The 22,297-nt window shown below is 34.1% G+C and carries 14 protein-coding genes; 7 read left to right on the forward strand and 7 right to left on the reverse strand.

Translation table 11 applies throughout. From position 1 onward, the window contains the following. Positions 1 to 271 precede the first annotated feature (271 nt). The gene (locus E0F91_RS15360; protein WP_132067323.1) at positions 272 to 6,295 is read left to right on the forward strand and encodes a PAS domain S-box protein; all 6,024 of its coding nucleotides are present in this window, start codon (positions 272 to 274) and stop codon (positions 6,293 to 6,295) included. A 386-nt stretch (positions 6,296 to 6,681) separates the two neighbouring features. Here E0F91_RS15360 and E0F91_RS15365 read toward each other — a convergent pair whose 3' ends face one another. After that, positions 6,682 to 7,890: an aminotransferase class I/II-fold pyridoxal phosphate-dependent enzyme gene (locus tag E0F91_RS15365; RefSeq protein WP_132067324.1), complete on the reverse strand. Its 1,209-nt coding sequence runs from the start codon at positions 7,888 to 7,890 to the stop codon at positions 6,682 to 6,684. Positions 7,891 to 8,164: 274 nt separating this feature from the next. Between E0F91_RS15365 and E0F91_RS15370 the strand changes: the two genes are divergently transcribed. Beyond that, entirely contained in the window at positions 8,165 to 8,623 is a 459-nt protein-coding gene (locus E0F91_RS15370) for an Lrp/AsnC family transcriptional regulator (RefSeq protein WP_132067349.1), read from the forward strand. 271 nt (positions 8,624 to 8,894) lie between these two features. Then, complete coding sequence (gene lpdA / locus E0F91_RS15375) at positions 8,895 to 10,298, forward strand: dihydrolipoyl dehydrogenase (RefSeq protein ID WP_132067325.1); 1,404 nt, start codon at positions 8,895 to 8,897, stop codon at positions 10,296 to 10,298. Positions 10,299 to 10,383: 85 nt separating this feature from the next. On the opposite strand, the gene fumC is transcribed toward lpdA, so the two are convergent. Then, a complete protein-coding gene (gene fumC / locus E0F91_RS15380) occupies positions 10,384 to 11,781 on the reverse strand; it encodes a class II fumarate hydratase (protein WP_091256903.1) in 1,398 nt (465 codons plus the stop codon). Between the two features lie 246 nt (positions 11,782 to 12,027). On the opposite strand from fumC, the gene E0F91_RS15385 reads away from it, so the two are divergent. After that, positions 12,028 to 12,201 carry a hypothetical protein gene (locus tag E0F91_RS15385; protein ID WP_091256901.1) on the forward strand — a complete coding sequence of 58 codons (174 nt, stop codon included), beginning with the start codon at positions 12,028 to 12,030 and terminating at the stop codon, positions 12,199 to 12,201. 126 nt (positions 12,202 to 12,327) lie between these two features. Here the strand turns inward: E0F91_RS15385 and E0F91_RS15390 are convergent, their stop codons facing one another. After that, the gene (locus tag E0F91_RS15390) at positions 12,328 to 14,781 is read right to left on the reverse strand and encodes a TonB-dependent receptor (protein ID WP_132067326.1); all 2,454 of its coding nucleotides are present in this window, start codon (positions 14,779 to 14,781) and stop codon (positions 12,328 to 12,330) included. Positions 14,782 to 14,879: 98 nt separating this feature from the next. Further along, entirely contained in the window at positions 14,880 to 15,224 is a 345-nt protein-coding gene (gene arsC / locus E0F91_RS15395) for an arsenate reductase (glutaredoxin) (RefSeq protein ID WP_132067327.1), read from the reverse strand. A 105-nt stretch (positions 15,225 to 15,329) separates the two neighbouring features. Here arsC and E0F91_RS15400 point away from each other — a divergent pair, with 105 nt between their 5' ends. Further along, positions 15,330 to 16,241 (forward strand): CPBP family intramembrane glutamic endopeptidase, encoded by a 912-nt coding sequence (locus E0F91_RS15400; RefSeq protein ID WP_132067328.1) that lies wholly within the window; start codon positions 15,330 to 15,332, stop codon positions 16,239 to 16,241. A gap of 39 nt (positions 16,242 to 16,280) precedes the next feature. After that, positions 16,281 to 17,330, forward strand: a complete 1,050-nt coding sequence (locus E0F91_RS15405) for an AMP-binding protein (protein ID WP_132067329.1) — start codon at positions 16,281 to 16,283, stop codon at positions 17,328 to 17,330. A 247-nt stretch (positions 17,331 to 17,577) separates the two neighbouring features. Here the strand turns inward: E0F91_RS15405 and E0F91_RS15410 are convergent, their stop codons facing one another. The 3 genes from E0F91_RS15410 to lpxD all read right to left on the reverse strand — a co-directional run bounded on the left by E0F91_RS15410 (position 17,578) and on the right by lpxD (position 21,191). Further along, positions 17,578 to 18,249 carry a hypothetical protein gene (locus E0F91_RS15410; protein WP_132067330.1) on the reverse strand — a complete coding sequence of 224 codons (672 nt, stop codon included), beginning with the start codon at positions 18,247 to 18,249 and terminating at the stop codon, positions 17,578 to 17,580. A 149-nt stretch (positions 18,250 to 18,398) separates the two neighbouring features. After that, entirely contained in the window at positions 18,399 to 20,027 is a 1,629-nt protein-coding gene (locus E0F91_RS15415; protein WP_132067331.1) for an acyl-CoA carboxylase subunit beta, read from the reverse strand. Between the two features lie 165 nt (positions 20,028 to 20,192). Further along, the gene (lpxD, locus tag E0F91_RS15420) at positions 20,193 to 21,191 is read right to left on the reverse strand and encodes a UDP-3-O-(3-hydroxymyristoyl)glucosamine N-acyltransferase (protein WP_132067332.1); all 999 of its coding nucleotides are present in this window, start codon (positions 21,189 to 21,191) and stop codon (positions 20,193 to 20,195) included. A 186-nt stretch (positions 21,192 to 21,377) separates the two neighbouring features. Here lpxD and E0F91_RS15425 point away from each other — a divergent pair, with 186 nt between their 5' ends. Then, positions 21,378 to 22,289, forward strand: coding sequence for a phospholipase A (locus E0F91_RS15425; RefSeq protein WP_132067333.1), 912 nt, complete (start codon positions 21,378 to 21,380; stop codon positions 22,287 to 22,289). The last annotated feature ends 8 nt before the right edge of the window (positions 22,290 to 22,297 follow it).

The raw sequence follows: 22,297 nt of genomic DNA on the forward strand, positions 1-22,297 counted from the left end.
AAAGAATCTTCTAGTTTTCGAATACAAAATTTACAAAAATCAATCCAAAATTTTTTTTCGATTTAGTATTTTAACAATTTGCATTTAAATTGCTCTATTTTGACTTTATATTTTATACTGTTTTGGAAGTTAAAAATGTAGGTTACTATAAAATAACAGGTATTGTTTTTTAGTCAAATCATGGAATTGCACGACTTTTGACATTTAAATTATTATTGCCCTTTTTTATTCTTAACTATAATTTGTTATATTTATCATTTATTATAAATTGATGAGCAAGAATATAAATAAGCCTTCCTACGACGATTTACTTAGTAGAATTCAAAAGCAAGAATTAGAAATAAATCGTTTATTAAAAAAAGAGCAATTAAGCAGTGACCTTGCTTTCTACCAAAAAGTATCTCGCGATTTAGTTTGTATAGCCGGTTTTGATGGTTTTCTTAAACAAATAAATCCCTCTTTTGTACAATTATTAGGCTACTCTTCGGAGGAGTTACTAACTAATCCTATTTTATCATTTATTCATCCAGAGGATATTGAGAAAACAAAGCAGGAATTCTTATTGTTGTCTAATTCTCAGTCATCCCCTTATTTTGAAAACCGATATATAAAAAAGAATGCTGATATAGTAACGATACAATGGACAATTAGCCTTTCTCCTAATCAAGATTATGTATATGGAATAGGTAGAGATATTTCAGAAATAAAAAATAATCAAGACTATTTACGCTCTGCTCAAAACTTATTGAATGAAGCCCAAAAAATTGCCAAGATTGGGAGTTGGGAATTTAATTTAAAGACTAGAAATATGATTTGGTCTAAGGAATTATATTCGATTTATGAAATTGACAGAGATCCTAAACAAAGTTTGTTTCAGGAATTTATAAATCTTTTTTCAGCAGAGGATGCCACCTCTTTTTTAAATAAAATTGATCAAGCAATTATTGATAAAAAAGAATTTGAGGTGCAACAAAATGTCGTTTTATCAAACAACAAAAAAAAATGGTTGCATGCTATTGTAGTTCTAGAATTAGATAGTGAGGGAAATGTTGTTACACTAAGGGGGAATACTCAGGATATTACAGAGAAAAAATTAATCGAGCAGTCAATAAAAGAGCAAGAAGCCGCAGTAATAGATTATAAACTTAAATTGATTGAGAAAGAAAGTGATGCTAAGTTTAAATATTATATTGAAAATGCTCCAGACGGAATTTTTGTTATTAATCAAGACAGAAACTATATTGAAGTTAACCAAGCTGCATCTACATTAACGGGATATTCTGCGGAAGAACTTTTGTTGATGAAATTTGGAGATTTATCTTCAAAGGAACATGCGGATGCTACTTTACAAAAATTTCAACTTTTGCAAGAAACAGGAGTCTTAAAAGGAGAGATTATAATTAATCATAAAAATGGAGCTGAACTGTTTTGTTTCATTGATTTAGTGAAGCTTTCCGAGGATCGATTTTTAGGTTTTGTTAAAGACGTTACTCAAAATAGGAAAGCCGAAGAAAAAATAAAACAAAGCGAAAAATGGTTCCGCACACTAGTAGAATATAATGATGGCATTATAGCTGTTTTGGATAAAGACTTAAACACTATTTTTAGGAGTAGCTCTTCTGCTCGTATTACAGGCTATTCTGATGCCGAGTTTAAAAAAATAACAAGTACAGTCTACTATCATCCTGATTATTTAGAATATGTTAGAGGAATGATTCAAAGAGCAGTTGACAATCCGGGCCTCCCTTTAGACGTTATTTTTCAAGTTAAGCATAAGAATGGAAATTATATCTGGCTACAAGGAGTCCTGAAAAATATGATAGAGCACAATGGTGTGAATGGTATCGTTGTCAATTTAAGAGATGTCACTGAAAGCATCATGGCCAATGAAACCTTATCAAAAGAAAAAGATAAATTTGCTAAAATTGCAGCTACATCGCCAGGATTGATTTATTCCATGCGGCAAAATAAGGACGGTTCATTATGTTATCCTTATGCCAGTCATGCTATTGAGGAAATATATGGATTTACCTATGATGAGATTGAGTTTGATGCAAATAAAGTTTTTGGATTAATTCATCCGGATGATATAGAGAGCTTGATGTGCAGCATACATGAAACTAAATCCAAGTTAGTTCCTCTCAAAGGAGAATACCGCTATTTTCATCCTACAAAAGGATTGGTTTGGCATAGTGTAAATTCTTTGCCTATAGTTGAGCCGGAAGGAACGGTGATTTGCCATGGAATTGTTACAGATGTTACTGAAAAAATTTTAGCGGAACAAAAAATTATTAAAGCTAATAGGCTGTATTTGTTTATCAGTCAGATTAACCAGATGATCGTAAGAACTACAGATCAAGAAACGTTATTTACAGAAGCATGTACTATTGCAGTTGATTTAGGAAAGTTTAAAATGGCATGGGTTGGCATTGTAGATGAAGTTACTAAAAGAGTAATACCAGTAAAAATTGCAGGAGATGACCGGGATTATTTCTCTAAAATTAAAACCATAACAATAGATGATGAGCCACTTGGCAGAGGTCCAGCAGGTCGAGCCATTATACAAGGCAAAGCGGTTGTTTGTAATGATATTGAAAATGATGTAATGATGCTGCCTTGGAAAGAAGAAGCATTAGATAGAGGATATTTATCTTTAATGTCAGTTCCAATAAATAAATTCGGAAAAGCAATTGGTACTTTTACTTTCTATGCAGAGGAGAAAAATTTCTTTGATGAAGAGGAAATTGCATTACTAGAGGAAGCGACAGGTGATGTGGCTTTTGCTCTAGAGATTTTTGAAAAAGAAGCGCTACGCAAAAAAGCGGAAGAAGATATATCTGAAAGTGAACAAAGATATTACACTTTAACGGAGGTTTCTACAGTTGGAATTTTTCGCACAGATACAAAAGGGTATACCACTTATGTAAATTCCTATTGGTGTCAAATTTCCGGATTGTCTTTTGAAGAAGCTATGGGTAACGGCTGGATAAAGGCCGTTCATGAGGAAGATAAAAAAATAGTATCGCAAAGATGGGAGGAAGCAACAAATGATCTAGAAACATCAATATCAGAGTATCGTTTTTTGCGTCCTGATGGATCAATAGCTTGGGTGATGGGCCGGGCGATTCTAGAAAGAAATGTTAGAAATGAAATCGTGGGTTATATCGGTACAATAACTGATATTACGGAGCGTAAGATTGCTGAAGATGCCATTTTGAAGGAAAAACAACTTTCTGAATTGATAATCAATAACCTGCCGGGTGTTTTCTATTTGTATGACGAATCTGGGAATTTTGTTAAATGGAATAAAAATTTCGAGACTGTTACCGGTTACACTGCAGCTGAAATAGCTCAAATGGAAGCAGTAGATTTTTATGATGAGGATTTTAAGGAAATCATAAAAACAAGATTAAAGACGGTCTTTGAAAGTAAAACACCAGGATTAGAAATCGAACTATTTACAAAAAATAAAGATAAAATTCCATATTACATTAATTCTCATAATTTTGAGTATAAAGGAAATAAGTGTCTTTTAGGAATGGGCTTAGATCTTTCTGACCTCAAAAAAGCAGAAGAAAAAATAAGAATTGCAAACGAACGATTTGAAATGATTTCTGCAGCAACCAATGATGCAGTTTTTGAATATAATATACTAACAGGAGAAAGTTGGAACAATCAAACTTTCATTACTCTTTTTGGATTTGGGAGCAGTTTGCCTAATGGTCAGAACAATAGCGTTATATGGCGTTCTAAGGTTCATCCAGAGGATAGGGAAAGAGTGGTTAAAAAATTAGAAGAATCCTATGTAGGATCTACTAATTTATGGTCAGACGAATTCCGATTTTTGAAAGCAGATGGCAGTTATGGAATTTTTTATGACAGAGGAATTATATCCAGAGATGAATCTGGAAAAGCAATTCGTTTAAATGGTGCCATGATTGAAATCACCGAATTAAAAAACATTAAGGAACAGTTAATTCTTAGTGAAGAGAAATATAGAAGTCTTATTGAACAAGCTTCTGATGCTATTTTTATAAATGATATTTCAGGAAATTTACTTGAAGTAAACGAAAGTGCCTGTGTCATGCTAGGGTACACTAAAGAAGAATTATGCGCAAGAAACATAACAGATTTATACACTAAAGCCGAACTTGTAAGGAGGCCAATTATGTTCAAAGAAATATTAAATGGGGAGCAAACCCTGCTTGAACGTACTATGCTTCATAAAATGGGGTCTTTTATTACTGTAGAAATTACTGCAAAAATGATTGCTGATGGTCGGATTGTTGCTATTGTAAGGGATATAAGCGAACGTAAAAAGAAAGATGACGACTTTAAGAAAATGCATAAAAAAATGGAGGCCATTCTTGGAGCCATCCCAGATTTGTTATTTGAAGTAGATCTAACTGGTAAGATTTTTAATTATCATTCGCGCCGTGATGATCTCTTAGCATTACCTCCAGAAGTTTTTTTAGGAAAGACATTTTCAGAAGTTTTATCTCCAGATGTGGCTAATTTAATTTTGTCTGCTATTAAAGAAGCTTCTCTGCAAGGATATTCTATAGGAAGACAATATTCCTTAATATTAAATGAGGAATTGTATTGGTTTGAACTTTCAATTGCACCAATGATGGAAAGCGATGCGCAGGAAGTTCATTTTATATGTTTGTCACGCGATATTACCGCGGTAAAAAAATCCGATTTTGCACTTTTGAAAAGTGAGGAACGATACCGCGGCCTACTAAATAATCTTGATGCAGGGATTCTTGTTTATGCGGCTGATACATCAATTATTGTCAATAATCAAAAAGCAGCTGAATTATTGGGATTGACCGATAATCAAATGAAAGGGATGAAAGATTCGGATTTTGCTTGGAATTTTTTAGATGAGAATAATGCTATTTTGTCCAGAAACAAGTATCCAGTAAATCAAATCATTGCTACTAAGGAGTCTTTGAAAAATTTTAAATTAGGAGTAAGACGTTCCGCTAGAGAGGATATCGTGTGGTTATTAGTAAATGGTTATCCAGATCGTAACGAGAAGGGTGAGATCTTAGAAATTGTAATTAGTTTTTTTGATATTACAAAGCAAAAAGTAATGGAAATGGAACTGCTAAAAGCTAAGGAATTAGCAGAATCTGCAAACAAAGCAAAGACTGATTTTCTAGCTAATATGAGTCATGAAATTAGAACGCCATTGAACGGGATAATTGGATTCACTCATTTACTTATGAAGTCTAATCTAAAAAAAAACCAAGCGGAATATATGACTACGGTTAATGAATCAGCAACATCCTTAATGGAAATTGTTAACAATGTTTTGGATTTTTCTAAAATTGAATCTGGGAAATTAGAACTAGATATTGAGGAGGTCAACCTATTTAAATTGATAAATCAAGTCATAGATTTGTTTAAATTTCAAGCAAATCAAAAGAAGATAGATTTAATACTTGACATAAATAATAACGTTCCGCAATACATTCTGGCTGATTCTGTGCGATTGAAACAAATACTCGTAAATCTCTTGAGTAACGCAATTAAATTTACCAATTTTGGAGAAATAAGATTAGATATCAATGAAGTCGATGCATCAAATGCAAAAGGGTCAACGATTCAGTTTTCTGTTAAAGATACTGGAGTGGGAATTAAGACCCAAAACAACGAAAAAATATTCAATTCGTTTGTGCAAGAAGATAATTCCACCAATAGAAAATTTGGTGGTACAGGATTAGGGTTAGCTATTTCAAATCAATTATTGGCTTTAATGGATAGTAGGTTACAATTGATCAGTAAATATGGTGATGGAAGCGATTTCTTTTTTGTGATTAAATTTAAAAAAGCAAATCATAAGAAAAATACAACTGCGTTATTTGCCAAAAGCTTAAAAGAGGACGTTATTATACCATTGAACACTTTAAGTGATTTTACAGTTCTAATAGTGGAAGATAATAAAATTAATATGTTGCTAGCTAAAACATTAGTCAAAAGGATCATCTCTAATTGCACTATTCTTGAAGCTAAGGACGGTAATGAGGCTGTCGATATCTATAAAAAAGAAAAACCGGATGTGATTTTAATGGACATTCAAATGCCAAATAAAAATGGATATGAAGCAACAGACGAGATTAGACAATTAAAAGATTCGGGGGATATTCCTATAATTGCAATAACCGCCGGAATCATGGTTGGAGATAAAGAAAAATGCCTTCAAGCTGGTATGAATGATTACTTACCTAAACCGATTATTCAATTGGATTTAGAAAAAATGTTGCAAAAATGGTTGAATAAGAATTGATTCTATTTCAACAAAGTCTACAAATAAGCGGTTAATTATAGACATCTAGTATAATATTAGGTAAGAATAGAAGATAGAGAAACGAGAAAGAAGGAGCAAAGATGCTATTATTTTTGCTCCTTTTCTGCGTTTTTTAGACTTGATAACTCCCATTTTAAACCTTTGTATTGGAAAAAATAACTTTAAACAATTTGATGTCGATAAGTGAATATTGCTTAACAATAACTCCAAATCTAAATAAAGAGTTATTTAGAGTAACTTTTGCCTTTAATAAATGATCTAAAAGCAACGTTGAAAAAATTGGTTTACTATTTTTTTTGAGAGTGTAAAAACCTGTATGATTAAGTATACAGGCTTTTAACAGGCTTACTACAAGCGGAATTATTTTAAGATAGCAAAATATTCAATTCCATCATACAGGCGCGCATCATTTGATAGGTTCTTTCAATGTCATTGTCTAAACCTATAGAAAATCGGATTAAACCATCAGTCAATCCCATTTCTGTTTGTTCCTCAAGAGGAATTTCACTTGATGTCGAAGTTCCCGGTGCGCTGAACAATGTTTTGTAAAATCCTAAACTCACGGCCAGATATCCTAGATTTTTTGCTTGCATCAATTCCATTAATTCATTGGCTTTTGCCAAAGTTCCTACGTCCAAAGTCATCATTCCTCCAAAACCATATTCTGGATTAATCATCGTTTTATATATTTCGTGACTTGGATGACTTTCTAAACCGGGATAAACTGTTTTTAAACCGTCTTTTTCGAAGCGTTGCGCCAGATACATCGCATTATGACTGTGCTGTTTCATTCGGATATGCAAAGTGTGCAAGTTTTTCATCACACTCGCTGAACGTAAGCTATCCATTGTAGGTCCCAGTAACATGCTGGCTCCGCTATTGACGTTTTTTAAACTATCAATAAATTCTCTCGAGGCACACGTTACTCCGCCCACAGTATCACTGCTTCCGTTGATGTATTTAGTCAAACTGTGAATCACAATATCAGCACCCAATCGCGCAGGAGAAACGGACAATGGTGAAAATGTATTATCAACCACAAGCGTTAAATTATGGCGCTTTGCAATTTTAGATAAACCTTCAATATCAGCTACTTCTAGCAACGGATTACTAACTGTTTCACAATATAAAACTTTAGTTTCAGCCGTTATTGCAGCTTCTACAACAGCAAGTTTTGTAATGTCTACAAAGGTAGTTTTGATGCCTAATCGTGGTGTAAAATTCTTCAAGAAAGCATACGTTCCTCCATAAATTGTTCTGCTCGAAACAATATGATCGCCTGTGCCGCACAACTGCAAAAGCGTAGGGGTAATCGCACCCATTCCGGAGGCCGAAACATTAGCGGTTTCTGTTCCTTCCATCGCTGCCAAAGCTTTGTCTAAATACAAATTACTTGGGGATGAATGGCGGGAATACAAATAACAGCCTTCCATATTTCCTTCAAAAGTATCGAACATGGTTTTTGCCGATAAAAACGTATACGTGGAGGAATCAGAAATGGATGGATTTACACCACCAAATTCGCCAAAGTACTGTAAATCCTGAATGTTGTCTGCGGGATTGAAATTTTTCATAGTTGTATGTATTTTTATTTGAAGCTATTCCTGCTATTCGTTTCAATCTTTTCTTTTAAAAAAAAGAAAAGGATTTACACTGCTATCAGGGCTAGGGTATTTCGTTAGTAACAAAATCTATTCAAAATAACGTAGTTCTAGATTAATAATCAATCATGTTGTTTGATATTAGATTTTAAAACTATAAAATAGAAATAATGTAATTTAATTTTCTAAATTAGCTCCTTAAACAAGATTTACATAGATTTTATTTCTATTCCAATATTACATAATGATGACACTAGACTCAATAGATAAAAAACTACTTTTCTTATTGCAATCCGATTGTAAGAAAACAACTAAGGAACTTTCTCTTAAATTAAATCTTTCTGTAACTGCTGTTTACGAGCGAATAAAAAAACTCGAAAGAGAGGGAATCATCGATAAATACGTAGTGCTAGTCAACCGTTCGAAAGTCGAAAAAGGTTTTGTTGTTTTTTGTCATCTTAAATTGATACAGCATACCAAAGAGTTTCTTACCAAATTTGAAAGTGAAGTCGTGAAGCTAAAAGAGGTTTTAGAATGCCATCACGTAAGTGGCGAATACGATTATATTCTGAAAATAGTGGTAAAAGATATGGAAGCGTATCGGGAGTTTTTGGTTACAAAGCTGACTACTTTGCAACATATTGGAAGCACACACAGCACTTTTATGATTAGTGAAGTAAAAAATACTACAGTGGTTGACGTTTGATAATTATAAAAGGTAGTTTTTTGTGACTCCTCCTTCCTACCAATGACAAAGCGCATCCAAAACACTTAATTTATATGTCGATTCTTTTTGTTTTTTATTGGAATATGGAATTTGCATACCTTCATTTGTGTTTGCGTGGCATTCACTTGATGTTCATTTCTTAATGAAAGCCCATTTTCATAACAAAAAACCTTCTGAATTAAACTTTAAACAAAACTTAATTCCTTAATTTTGTAGAACATTATATAAAAACACAATAAAAAAATATACTATGAGTTCATTTGACGTAGTCATTATAGGTTCTGGACCAGGCGGATATGTAGCAGCAATTCGTTGTGCACAGTTGGGTTTCAAAACAGCAATTATCGAAAAATATTCCACTCTTGGAGGAACTTGCCTCAATGTAGGTTGTATTCCTTCTAAAGCATTGCTTGCTTCTTCTCATCATTACAGTGAAATTGCTCATTTTGCAGATCACGGAATTGAGGTTTCTGGGGAAGTAAAGGTGAATCTAGAAAAAATGATCGCACGCAAACAAGCGGTTGTAGATCAAACTTCAGGTGGTGTGAAATTTTTAATGGACAAAAATAAAATTACAGTTCTCGAAGGATTGGGTTCTTTTGTAGATGCTACGCACGTTGCTGTTGCAAAAGCAGATGGAACTTCTGAAACTGTTGAAGCTAAAAACATCATAATTGCTACAGGATCTAAACCTTCTTCTTTGCCTTTTATCAAAATTGATAAAGAAAGAATAATCACTTCGACAGAAGCTTTGAAACTAAAGGAAGTACCAAAACATTTGGTCATTATCGGTGGTGGAGTGATTGGAATTGAACTTGGACAAGTATATCTACGATTGGGAGCGCAAGTTTCGGTTGTCGAATATCTAGACAGAATCATTCCAGGAATGGATGCTTCTTTGTCTAAAGAATTGACTAAAGTATTAAAAAAACAAGGTATGAAATTCTACGTTTCGCATAAAGTGAAATCAGTAGAGAGAAATGGCGAAGGGGTTGTAGTTCAAGCTGAAAATGCAAAAGGAGAAACGATTACGCTTCAAGGAGATTATTCATTAGTTTCTGTAGGGCGTCGTCCTTATACCGATGGATTGAATGCGGATAAAGCAGGAGTGAAAATTTCGGATAGAGGAATGGTTGAGGTAAACGATCATTTGCAAACCAATGTTCCAAATATCTATGCCATTGGAGATGTTGTTCGTGGAGCGATGCTTGCTCACAAAGCAGAAGAGGAAGGAGCAATGGTAGCAGAAATATTAGCAGGCCAAAAACCGCATATTGATTATAACTTGATTCCTGGAGTCGTATATACTTGGCCAGAAGTGGCTGCTGTAGGACAAACAGAAGAGCAATTAAAAGCATCTGGAATCGAATACAAAGCGGGAAGTTTTCCATTCAAAGCATTAGGACGTGCAAGAGCAGGAGGAGATTTAGACGGATTTGTAAAAATTCTTGCTGATGCAAAAACGGATGAGGTTTTAGGTGTTCACATGATTGGAGCACGTTGTGCGGATTTAATTGCCGAAGCAGTAACTGCCATGGAATTTAAAGCATCTGCTGAAGATATTTCTAGAATTTCCCATGCGCATCCTACTTTTGCGGAAGCGATTAAGGAAGCTGCACTTGCCGCTACAGACAACAGAGCGTTGCACGTATAAAAAATAGAGTTCTAAAATAATAAATCCCAAATTCCATAGATACAATTGGAATTTGGGATTTTTTTATTTTGGTATTTAGAAGATTTTATTTCAAACTTCCCACCATATCTTCAGGTTTAACCCAAGCATCAAAATCTTCTGGTGTTACATAACCCAAACGCACCGCTTCTTCTTTTAAAGTAGTACCGTTTTTATGTGCCGTCTGAGCAATTTCAGCCGATTTGTAATATCCAATTTTAGTGTTCAAAGCAGTAACTAACATTAAGGAATTGTCTACTAATTCTTTGATTCGTTTGTAGTTTGGTTCAATACCTTGAGCGCAATGTTCGTCAAAAGAAAGACACGCATCACCTAATAAACGAGCAGATTGTAAAAAGTTTGCTGCCATCAGAGGTTTAAAAACATTCAATTCATAATGACCTTGCATTCCTCCCACAGAAATAGCGACATCATTCCCCATAACTTGTGCGCAAACCATTGTCAAAGCTTCGCACTGGGTTGGGTTTACTTTCCCTGGCATGATAGAAGAACCTGGTTCGTTTTCTGGAATAAGGATTTCTCCAATTCCGGAGCGTGGTCCTGAAGCTAACATGCGAACATCATTAGCAATTTTATTCAATGAAACGGCTAATTGTTTTAATGCACCATGTGTTTCAACAATTGCATCATGCGCAGCCAAAGCTTCAAATTTGTTTTCGGCAGTTACGAATGGATGTCCTGTAAATTCCGCTATGTATTCTGCTACTTTTACGTCATATCCTTCTGGGGTATTCAATCCAGTTCCTACTGCTGTACCTCCTAAAGCCACTTCTGATAAGTGAGCTAACGTATTTTTAACTGCTTTTAAACCATAGTTTAATTGCGCTACATATCCTGAAATTTCTTGTCCCAATGTAAGCGGAGTAGCATCCATTAGATGTGTACGTCCAATTTTTACTACTGTCTTGAATTCTGTAGCTTTGGCGTGCAAGGTGTCTCTTAATTTTTCAACAGCAGGAATTGTAATTTCCACAACTGCTTTGTAAGCGGCAATATGCATTCCAGTTGGGAACGTGTCATTTGAAGATTGTGATTTGTTCACATCATCGTTAGCTTTAATGAATTGTTCGCCTTCGCCAATGTTAAATCCCTTTAATACTTGAGCGCGATTTGCAACTACTTCATTTACGTTCATGTTACTCTGTGTTCCAGAACCCGTTTGCCAGATCACTAGTGGAAATTCATTGTCGAGTTTACCGGCAAGGATTTCATCACAAACGGCCGCGATAGCATCTCGTTTTTCGATTGGTAAAACTCCTAAATCACAATTGGCGTAAGCAGCTGCTTTTTTTAGATAAGCGAAACCTTCTACGATTTCTTTTGGCATCGAAGCAGATGGACCAATCTTAAAATTATTACGAGAACGTTCTGTTTGTGCGCCCCAATACTTGTCAGCAGGAACCTGCACTTCACCCATGGTGTCTTTTTCTATTCTGAATTTCATGTTGATGTTATTTATAAATATGAAGTTTATTCGATTTTTAGCCGCGATGGAAATGGAAATCCTTTTCTTTTTTTCTTTAAAAAAGAAAAGATTGGAGTGTACAGCGGGAATAGCTCCAAATTCTGAGCTCAAAAATAGGGAAAATTCCTTTTTTATAAAAATTCATCAGTAGTTTTTATCCTTTTTTATTGGTATGAAAAGGAATTAAACTTACATTTGTGGCTACATTCAAAAATTCCGGAAAACATGTTTGAATTTTCACAGTATTTAGGCTTTTTACTTTTCTTAACCATCCTTACTATAGGGTTTTGGTTGATGTTCTTTTTAGTTGGTTTCGTATCCTATTGGGTAGGTGGAGCAACTTGGGAAGCATACAAAGAGAAAAGAGATAAAAAGAAGCAAGAGCAACAAGCAGTATAATCTGTTTTGTTAAATAAAAAGGACCCGTTTATACGAGTCCTTTTTTTTATGCTTCTTAGTTTTTGAAATTGCATTTTTAATGGATACAAAAAAAACAAGGACTCCTTTTTGGGAGTCCTTATTTTTTTAACCTTGATAGTCGCCTTCGCCATCATTTTGATTTTGTCTAGGTCTTTCTCTTTCGTTTTTCGGTTTGTTGAAACGATACGTAAACGATAAACTAAACTGTCTTTCTCTCCACTGCATTTCACTGTATGAATCTACAATTCCTGGAAGATTGTTTTCCATGATTCTTTTTCTAGAATTGAACACATCACTGATATTAAATGAAAGTGTTCCTTTCTCTTTCATGATGTCTTTACTAAAAGCCAAGTTTGCAGCAAGAACACCCAAACTTCTTCCTTGAGCATTATTTTGTGGACCGTTATAACTAGCATTTGTTTGCCAATCGATTTTGTATGGCAACGTGATTTTAGAGGTTAGTCTAGTAGACCATGATGTAGCTATATTGTCAAAATTTTGAGAGATTTCATTATTGTTAAAGTCGGTATACGTGAAATCGCCTTTTGTTTCATTTCTAAAAAAATTGAAATTCCCATTTAATTTCCACCATTTGTAAGGCGAATAGTTTAAAGTAAACTCAAATCCTGTTCTGAATTCAGTAGCTAAATTGATAGGCGAGCTAATAAGTATAGGCGTACCATTGACAAAGTCACCAGATTCTCTTCTAGCAAATTGAAACGAATCATTTGTTTTGTTTAAATATAGGGAAGTGTTGAATGTTAATTTATCCCATCTTTTGATATAACCAAAATCAATAGCATCAGTAAATGCTGGATCTAAATCAGGATTTCCAACAAAAATATTGATATTACTGGATAAGTTACTGAATGGATTTAAGAATCGGCCTCTAGGTCTTTGAATTCTGCGACTGTAACTTACTGAAGTGCTACTTTTATCTGAAATTTCATAAGTGAAGAAAGCACTAGGGAAAAAATTATTGTATTTTTTAGTATTGAAATCATTCGTAGCTAATTGGTTAATTTCAATATTTGAATCTTCAAAACGCAAGCCAAAAAGGGCTGAGAATTTATTGATTTTCACACCATATTGTGTATAAAGTGCATTTACTTTTTCTTTATATTCTAATGTGTTCGTAAAGTTGTTGTTGATTACTCCGTCATTATCCACTTGGTAATCAGTTAGTAATTTTGAAAAATCACCGCGATATCCTGCTTCAAACTGACTTCCTTTACCAAATGGTAAAACATAATCCATTTGAACTAAATTTCTACTCTGAGTTTGATCATTTCGTGTATTATCAAATGTAACCAAATTTGTTCTAGAGTCATTATCTGTAATTATAGCATTATTGATATCATCATTAGTAGAAAAGGATCCATCAATTGACAATTTGTGTCCGTCTTTTTTGAATTTTTTTATGAAGTTAGTAGCAAATTCTACATTTTCACTATCGCTATTTTCATTATTTACTCGATTGCGAGTGTAATCATAATTAAAACCTGAATCATAATAATCTTGAAAAACGTCATCCCTATTCTTTCCATCGCTTTTACGGTAATTAATAGAATTTGTCCATGATATGGATTTGTTTAAATACCATTCTACACCAAAATTCCCATTGTAGCCTTTATTGTTTCTTTCGTTTTCTCTGGTCTCGTAGATGTAATCTCGAGTTGTATTGTCAGCATTTAAATATCTAGAGTTGGTAAATGCATTTCCGGGATTATTACGATCATTGTAGGCTTGCGTGGTGAAAATATTAAAATTCTCTGATTTATAATTTAAAGTTCCGCTTAAACCGTGATTTTCTGGATAGCCTGTAGAGGCAATAAAGGTTCCATTTAAACCTAAATTTTTACCTTTTTTCAAGATGATGTTTAATAGACCCCCACCACCTTCGGCATCATAACGAGCGGATGGATTGGTAATTACTTCCACTTTTTCAATGGCATCGGCAGGTATAAGGCGTAATGCTTCCGCTATATTTATCGCATTTGATGGTTTTCCATCAATCAGTACTCTAACATTGTCATTCCCACGCAGGCTTATATTTCCCTCAACATCTACTGCAACCGAAGGAATATTATCCAAAACATCACTTACCGTTCCTCCTTTTACCATAAGGTCACTACCTACGTTGTATACTTTTTTATCCAATTTGATTTCAACGGTAGTTTTTTCAGAACGAATAATAACCTCGTTCAATTGATTTACGTCTTCCTCTAAACTAATTAAGCCTAAACTTGTATTGGATTTTAGGTTTTTTTGTTTGATTTCTTTTACTTTGAAAGATATGAATTCAATTTTTATGTCATAAACACCTGGTGTAACCTCGATATCAAATTCTCCTTTTGGATTTGTAATTCCACCCGCAATTGGTTTGGGATTATTAGGAGCCAAAAAAGTAATAGTAGCATATTCTAAAGGTTGATTGCTTATTTTTTCTACCACTCTTCCCGAAATTTTGATTTTTGGGACTGTAGGTGCTTGTTGGGCAAAACTAAAAAGGGTATTAAAAGAGAGAACAAGAAGTAAAATAGATTTTATTTTTTTCATTTCTATAAACATTGGTTAAACAACGTTAGACGTCAAAAGTTGATTTTTGTTTAATGCCCACTGTCATAAAAAAATGTTAAATTTAAATAATTGAATTGTTACGCGATGAACTTGCTGACTTTTTCTAAATCTCGTCCTATAATTGCCTTGTTTCCCTTGACTACAATAGGTCTTTCAATTAGAATTGGATTCGATATCATGGCTAGAATAACTTGTTTGTCATCTAACTTTTGATCTTTATAATTTTCGATCCAAATTTTTTCTTTTTGTCGTACTAAATCAAAAGGTTTTATGTTTAGTTTTTCAATAATGGTAGACAGTTCTTCAAATGAAGGTGGATGTGTTAGGTAGTGGATGACTTTATATTCTAGCTTCGAATTTTGAATAAGTGCTAAACATTGTCTGGATTTTCCGCAGCGGGAATTATGGTATATTTGTAGCATGTAAACTTATATTTTGTTTGTTACGGTTTTTAAAACAAGGAACTGTATCCTGTAACAAAAATAAGGTTTGTTAAACTAATCAGGTATATAATTAAAGTAAAATTCATGTTTATAGAACAAGGTGTAAAGTCAGAAAATAGATTTTGGAAGTATATTTGGGGTTCGGTATTACTCGTTTTAGCTTCACTAATAGGTCAGATGCTATTTGTTGCGGCTTTGTTTTATGAAACATTCACCAATGGCACATCATACCCAACAAATAATGAGGCATTAATGAGGTTTTTTGAGCCTAATGTAACCTTATTTTTGATATTGATTTCATTTGTTTTTATTATGCTAGGAGTTGTTTTAGTAGTACGACATTTACATAATCAAACGCTACTATCTGTAACTACTACTAGAAGTAACGTGGACTGGAATCGAATCTTTTTTTCTTTTTCACTTTGGTCTGCGATTACAATAGTCACAACGTTGTCTTTTTATTTTTATGAACCCAACGACTTTGTAATCAATTTTAAACCAATTCCTTTTGTAATTCTTGTTATTATTGGAACGCTACTTATTCCAGTACAAACCAGTTCTGAAGAATATATTTTCAGAGGATATTTGATGCAGGGTTTTGCTAATTTGTCTAAAAACAAATGGTTTCCTCTTCTCATGACTTCGCTTATTTTTGGTGGGATGCATATCTTTAATCCTGAAGTGGATAAAATTGGCTACATTATATTGGTTTATTATATCGGAACAGGCTTGTTTCTGGGGATTATTACGCTTATGGATGAGGGATTGGAGCTCGCCTTAGGGTTTCACGCTGCTAATAATTTGGTTGGCGCTTTACTCGTCACTTCGGATTGGTCTGCCTTCCAGACACATTCTATTTTTAAAGATGTTTCAGACCCTTCAGCAGGTTTTGATGTTATTCTTCCGGTAATTATTATTTACCCGATACTTTTATTTATCTTTAGTAAAAAATACAACTGGACCAACTGGAAAGAAAAATTAACAGGAAAAATTTAGTATGTTTATTTTTTCAATATCTTAATAAATTACGTAACCATGATCAATACTATAACCTATAATAATGTCCATAATTTATTTAAATTGAATGGATTTCACTTGAACCGAAATGATTTATGCCGAGTAGCTTATAGCTTTATCAAAGAAGGGGAGGAGTTCGAAAAAGCAGTTGGTGATTTTATTCTTGATTGGTTTGATGCTAAGTCCTATCTGGAAATGACTACTTCTGGAACAACAGGAACGCCTAAACTAATCCGAATTGAAAAGCAGGCAATGGTCAATTCAGCGATAGCAACGGGAGATTTTTTCGGTTTAAAACCAGGAGATAAAGCACTACACTGTTTACCTACGAAATACATCGCTGGAAAAATGATGTTTGTAAGAAGCTTTATTTTAGGTCTCGATATTGATTTTGTAGCACCAAGTGCACATCCTTTGCAAGATAATGATTCTAAATATGATTTTGTTGCTATGGTCCCTTTGCAAGCTCAAAATTCTTTATCGGAATTAGAAAACGTAAAAACAGTAATCATTGGTGGTGCAAGAATGAATGATGTACTAGAAAAAGGACTTTCAAAGCTGAAAACAAAAGTGTACGAAACGTATGGTATGACTGAAACAATAACTCATATCGCTGCAAAGCAAATAGGAGAAGAAGCTTTTTCAGTTTTGCCAAATATAAAAATTGCCATTGATGATCGAAATTGCCTTATAATTGATGCTCCTGAAATTTCAAAAGGTTCTATTGTAACCAATGATCTTGTAGCCTTAATTGGAGAGAGTCAGTTTTTGTTTTTAGGACGAATGGATAATATAATAAACAGTGGAGGAATCAAATTGATACCAGAGAAAATTGAAGCTAAATTATCCCACAAGATTCATACTAGATTTTTTGTCACGGGAATTCAAGACACTGATTTAGGTGAGAAATTAGCTTTAATAATAGAGGGTGAAGAGCAAGTTCTAGAAGATACAATTTTTGAAGATTTAGATAAATATGAAAAACCCAAAGAAATTTTTTATGTTGCAAAATTTACAGAAACTGAAAATGGAAAAATAAAACGCAAAGAAATCGTAGAGGGTATTTAAAAAAACTACTTAAGTAGTTGGACTTATTTATTGCCGTACTATAAAAGGAGTGAAATACTATTCAACATAAAAAGTCATGTAAGCATTAAACCTTAAATGACCTTATTATTGCTTAAGTTATCATTCTTACACAAATGAAACTTCAATGACTTATATGGTAAAAAAAAATACGTCATTGTTTTATACTTATTACTTATTTCATTATTTGTAGAAAAAAAGCATCTTTATTTTAACATGCTCCAAAAAGTTAGACACTATTTGGGGCATTTTTTTTTGGTTTTAAAAAGCTAGTTAAAAAACGGTAATTTAGTTTGAATCCAAGACTATTTTCAGCATGGCCATGAGCTAAAAATTGAGTTAAATTCATAGATATACCTATTTTATTTATTTTTGGATTAATAACAAAATACCTGCCCAGATACAGATCCGAACACAAACCGAACTGCTGATCACTTGCATATTCTGACACAAAACCCAGCCCAATCTTTGGATTTTCATCTGAAAGCGCATAACCGATACCCGTTTCTACACCCCAAAACCAATGCGAGTTCATATTAAATTGAATGTTGGGTTTGAGGCAAAATAGACTGAAATTATTGTGACTGGCTCTTTCTGCGAGCGTACTTTCGGCGGTTAGTATTCGTGTATTATTTTTAATGAATCGGTAATCATAGTCAAAACGAATGCCTAGTTCTACTTTTCGGGAAACTATTTTTCCAACTCTAGCGTTTATGCCAATACCCAACCTGTGGGTTCTATACATTTCTATATGTACTGGTAAGGAAGCGTTGATTCCAGATTCAAAATAAACAGATTTCCTTTCATTTGTAGCCTTGGATGGCTCTCCACTAGTTTGGGCAACGATAAACTGACCAAGTAGTAGTGCAGTAGCAAGTAGTAAAACCGAAATCTTTTTCATTTGTCTCTAATTTTAAATTATTAAAATGAATTAGGTTAAGATTTTTTGGGCTTAATATAATAAGAAAAGCTGTTCTGCAAGTACTATACGTAAATTGCAGAACAGCCAAAAATGTACAAAATAATTACATAAGTACTTGAAAATCAGTATTAAACTTGAATAACGCCCAAATTAAATTTCTTTTCGATAGGAGCGTGGTTTGCCGCTTCAATACCCATTGAAATCCATGTACGCGTATCTAAAGGATCGATTATGGCGTCCGTCCACAATCTGGAAGCAGCATAATAAGGGGAAACTTGTTCGTCATATCGGGCCTTTATTTTGTCAAAAAGTGCTTTTTCTTTTTCTTCATCTACTAATTCTCCTTTTGCTTTAAGTGAAGAAGCTTCAATTTGTGCCAATACTTTTGCCGCTTGAGTTCCACCCATAACCGCGAGTTCTGCACTTGGCCACGCAAAAATTAATCTTGGGTCATACGCTTTGCCGCACATGGCATAATTTCCAGCACCATAGGAATTTCCAACAATCACAGTGAATTTTGGAACAACTGAATTACTAACGGCGTTGACCATCTTTGCACCATCTTTTATAATTCCGCCATGTTCGGATTTAGATCCTACCATGAAACCGGTAACATCTTGAACAAAGACCAAAGGAATTTTCTTTTGGTTGCAATTGGCAATAAAACGTGTGGCTTTATCCGCTGAATCGGAATAAATTACACCACCAAACTGCATTTCACCATTCTTTGTTTTTACCACTTTTCGTTGATTAGCCACAATTCCTACTGCCCAACCATCAATCCTGGCATAACCAGTGATGATTGTTTGTCCGTAGCCGTCTTTATACGCTTCAAATTCAGAATTATCAACCAGACGATTGATTATTTCCATCATATCGTATTGTTCATTTCTGGCTTTTGGCAAAACACCATAGATTTCTTTTTCGTCTAATGCTGGTTTTTCCGCTTTAATTCGGCTGTACCCTGCTTTATCAAAATCGCCTATTTTGTCTACAATATTTTTTATTTTATCTAAGGCATCTTTATCATCTTTGGCTTTATAGTCCGTCACGCCCGAAATTTCACAGTGCGTAGTTGCGCCACCTAGTGTTTCGTTATCGATGCTTTCACCAATAGCAGCTTTTACTAAATAGCTTCCAGCTAGAAAAATACTTCCTGTTTTTTCAACAATCAAAGCTTCGTCGCTCATAATAGGTAAATAGGCACCACCGGCAACGCAGCTTCCCATCACGGCAGCAATTTGGGTGATTCCCATACTGCTCATTTGGGCATTGTTTCTGAAGATGCGACCAAAGTGTTCCTTATCTGGAAAAATTTCATCTTGCAAAGGCAAATAAACGCCTGCACTATCCACTAAATAGATAATTGGCAAACGATTTTCCATTGCAATTTCCTGTGCACGTAGATTTTTTTTGGCAGTGATAGGAAACCATGCACCTGCTTTTACAGTAGCATCATTGGCCACCACAATACATTGTTTTCCTCTAATATATCCAATTTTAACTACTACCCCTCCTGAAGGGCATCCTCCATGTTCAGCGTACATTCCTTCTCCAACAAAAGCTCCAATTTCTATACATTTTGCCTTTGGATCCAATAAATAATCGATGCGTTCGCGTGCAGTCATTTTGCCTTCTCCATGTAATTTTTGGATGCGTTTTTCACCGCCTCCCATTTTAACTACGCTCAATTTTTGACGCAAAGCAGAAAGTAAAAGTTTATTGTGGTCTTCGTTTTTGTTGAAGTTTAAATCCATGATGAAATTGTGTTAATAAATGTTTGCGCTAAAATACAAAATCCAATGAAATAAATTTTACTATTTTGTGGGTTTAGAGAGGAAATCGAATATTTGTTTACTATTAAAACAAAAAAACAGAAGCTAACTTCTGTTTTTTTATGAATTTAATAAAAAAGTACCTATTTATTTTTTAGACTCATTTACAAGTCTTTTCAAAATTGCCCATTGTTTCAATGCATCACGAGCTTCTACAGCTGGATAACCTAACATGGTTTTTCCGGCAGGAATATCTCCTGTTACACCAGAACCAGCTCCTACAATGGCTCCATCGCCAATAGTTGTGTGGTCTTTTATGGAAGCGCTTCCGCCTATAATCACACCGTTTCCTAGTGTTACTGAACCAGCAAGACCGCTATTTCCAGCCATAATACAAAATTTACCTAATTTGCTGTTATGGCCTATTTGGACTAAATTATCAATTTTGCAACCATCTCCTAAAATGGTAGAGCTAAATTTCCCTCTGTCAACGCAAGAATTGGCCCCAATTTCTACATTGTTGCCAATAATAACATTACCAATTTGTGGAATTTTTACCAAGCCTCGCTGTGGATCCGGTCGAAAACCAAAACCATCGGCACCGATAGTGGCATTAGGATGTATGATACAATCATTCCCAATATGACATCGTTCCCGAATAACAGTTCCTGACCAAATTACAGTGTTTTTCCCCACTGTAGAATCATCAAGAATGGTAACATTGGGATAAATTGTTGTGTTGTCGCCCAAAACCACATTTGGTCCTATATAACAGCCCGCTCCAATTCTTGCTCCATTGCAAATAGTTGCTGTGAGATCTATCACTGCGGTTGGATGGATGTCAATATTAAATAAAGGCGCTGGAGGTGCAAAAAGTTCTAAAACTTGTGACATTGCTAAATCAGCATTTTTAACTTTTATAAAAGCCCTGTTTTCTCCTGGTTCTATTGCAATATCCTCATTGACAACTGCAACACTAGCTTTAGATGTTGCCCAAAATTTTTCGTATTTTTTGTTTCCAATAAATGAAATTTCAGTAGCACCAGCCATTTCTAATTGTTCTGGAGCGGTAATGTTTTCAGAGGTATTCCCGACAATATTCCCTTGTAGAATCTTATTTATTTCTTGTATTGTAAAGGATTTCATTAGGTATAAATTTGGTTTTGGTATTTAATAATTTTCAAATAAAAGAATTTAGGTCTAATATTCCTAATCCTACTGCTTTCTTTAAAAAAAAAAGACAGTTTTAGCAGTAGAAATTATCAACTTAATTCTACAACGTAAAACAAACCTCAAAGCGTATATTTGCAAAGTATTAATTTTATTGCCCTTATGAGATTTTTTCAAATTAAAATAGCTTTGTTTTTTGTTTTATGTTTTTCCACTTCTGCAAATGCGCAAATTCAAGCGCTTTTCAATAGTAAGACGCAATTAAGGGATTTGACGGAACGTTGGGAATTGGATACCACTTCAACGAGAGGAACTTTTTTGGTTACTCCTTATAAACCAATGTTTGTAATGCCTGTTCGATGGACAAGTAATCCTAATGAAAGACCAATTTCTGGGAATTTAGATCCAGATTATGTAGCTCCTCCAGACATTAATTATAATAATATTGAATCTAAATTTCAATTGAGTTTCAAGACTAAAGTAATGCAGGGTATCTTTTGGGGATATGGTGATTTGTGGGTAGCTTATACGCAAATATCGCATTGGCAAATCTATAATAATGCTCTTTCTAGACCTTTTAGAGAAGTTAATTATGAGCCAGAACTAATCTTGAATGTGCCTGTTAAATTTAATTTCTTGGGTTTTAAAACTCGAATGATTGGAGTCGCTTTAAACCATCAGTCTAATGGTAAAAGTGAGCCTTTTTCAAGAAGTTGGAATAGAGTAATTTTTCATGCTGGACTAGAACGTAAGAACTGGACCATCTATGTACGACCATGGCTTCGAGTGCCTGGTGGGAAAGATGATAATCCAGATATTGCCGAATTTGTAGGACGAGGTGATGTAAACGTAATTTATACTAAAAACGGAAATATACTTTCTTTCGTTGGTAGTCACAATCTTAATTTTAATTCCAAAGCTAGGGGTAATTCGACATTTTCTTGGTCTTATCCTATTAAAAATAATTTAAAAGGGTATTTATTAATCTCTCACGGATACGGAGAAACATTGATTGATTATAATCATTTGCAAACTACCGTCGGTCTTGGTGTTTCATTAATTGAATGGCTTTAGATCTTTAA

Origin of the sequence: Flavobacterium sandaracinum (assembly GCF_004349135.1) — a bacterium.
GTDB lineage: Bacteria > Bacteroidota > Bacteroidia > Flavobacteriales > Flavobacteriaceae > Flavobacterium > Flavobacterium sandaracinum.

Bases quoted from the DNA above. Each gene is read 5' to 3' on its own strand.
- E0F91_RS15360 (WP_132067323.1), top strand. From the start codon at position 272: ATGAGCAAGAATATAAATAAGCCTTCCTACGACGATTTACTTAGTAGA.
- E0F91_RS15365 (WP_132067324.1), bottom strand. From the start codon at position 7,890: ATGAAAAATTTCAATCCCGCAGACAACATTCAGGATTTACAGTACTTT.
- E0F91_RS15370 (WP_132067349.1), top strand. From the start codon at position 8,165: ATGACACTAGACTCAATAGATAAAAAACTACTTTTCTTATTGCAATCC.
- lpdA (WP_132067325.1), top strand. From the start codon at position 8,895: ATGAGTTCATTTGACGTAGTCATTATAGGTTCTGGACCAGGCGGATAT.
- fumC (WP_091256903.1), bottom strand. From the start codon at position 11,781: ATGAAATTCAGAATAGAAAAAGACACCATGGGTGAAGTGCAGGTTCCT.
- E0F91_RS15385 (WP_091256901.1), top strand. From the start codon at position 12,028: ATGTTTGAATTTTCACAGTATTTAGGCTTTTTACTTTTCTTAACCATC.
- E0F91_RS15390 (WP_132067326.1), bottom strand. From the start codon at position 14,781: ATGAAAAAAATAAAATCTATTTTACTTCTTGTTCTCTCTTTTAATACC.
- arsC (WP_132067327.1), bottom strand. From the start codon at position 15,224: ATGCTACAAATATACCATAATTCCCGCTGCGGAAAATCCAGACAATGT.
- E0F91_RS15400 (WP_132067328.1), top strand. From the start codon at position 15,330: ATGTTTATAGAACAAGGTGTAAAGTCAGAAAATAGATTTTGGAAGTAT.
- E0F91_RS15405 (WP_132067329.1), top strand. From the start codon at position 16,281: ATGATCAATACTATAACCTATAATAATGTCCATAATTTATTTAAATTG.
- E0F91_RS15410 (WP_132067330.1), bottom strand. From the start codon at position 18,249: ATGAAAAAGATTTCGGTTTTACTACTTGCTACTGCACTACTACTTGGT.
- E0F91_RS15415 (WP_132067331.1), bottom strand. From the start codon at position 20,027: ATGGATTTAAACTTCAACAAAAACGAAGACCACAATAAACTTTTACTT.
- lpxD (WP_132067332.1), bottom strand. From the start codon at position 21,191: ATGAAATCCTTTACAATACAAGAAATAAATAAGATTCTACAAGGGAAT.
- E0F91_RS15425 (WP_132067333.1), top strand. From the start codon at position 21,378: ATGAGATTTTTTCAAATTAAAATAGCTTTGTTTTTTGTTTTATGTTTT.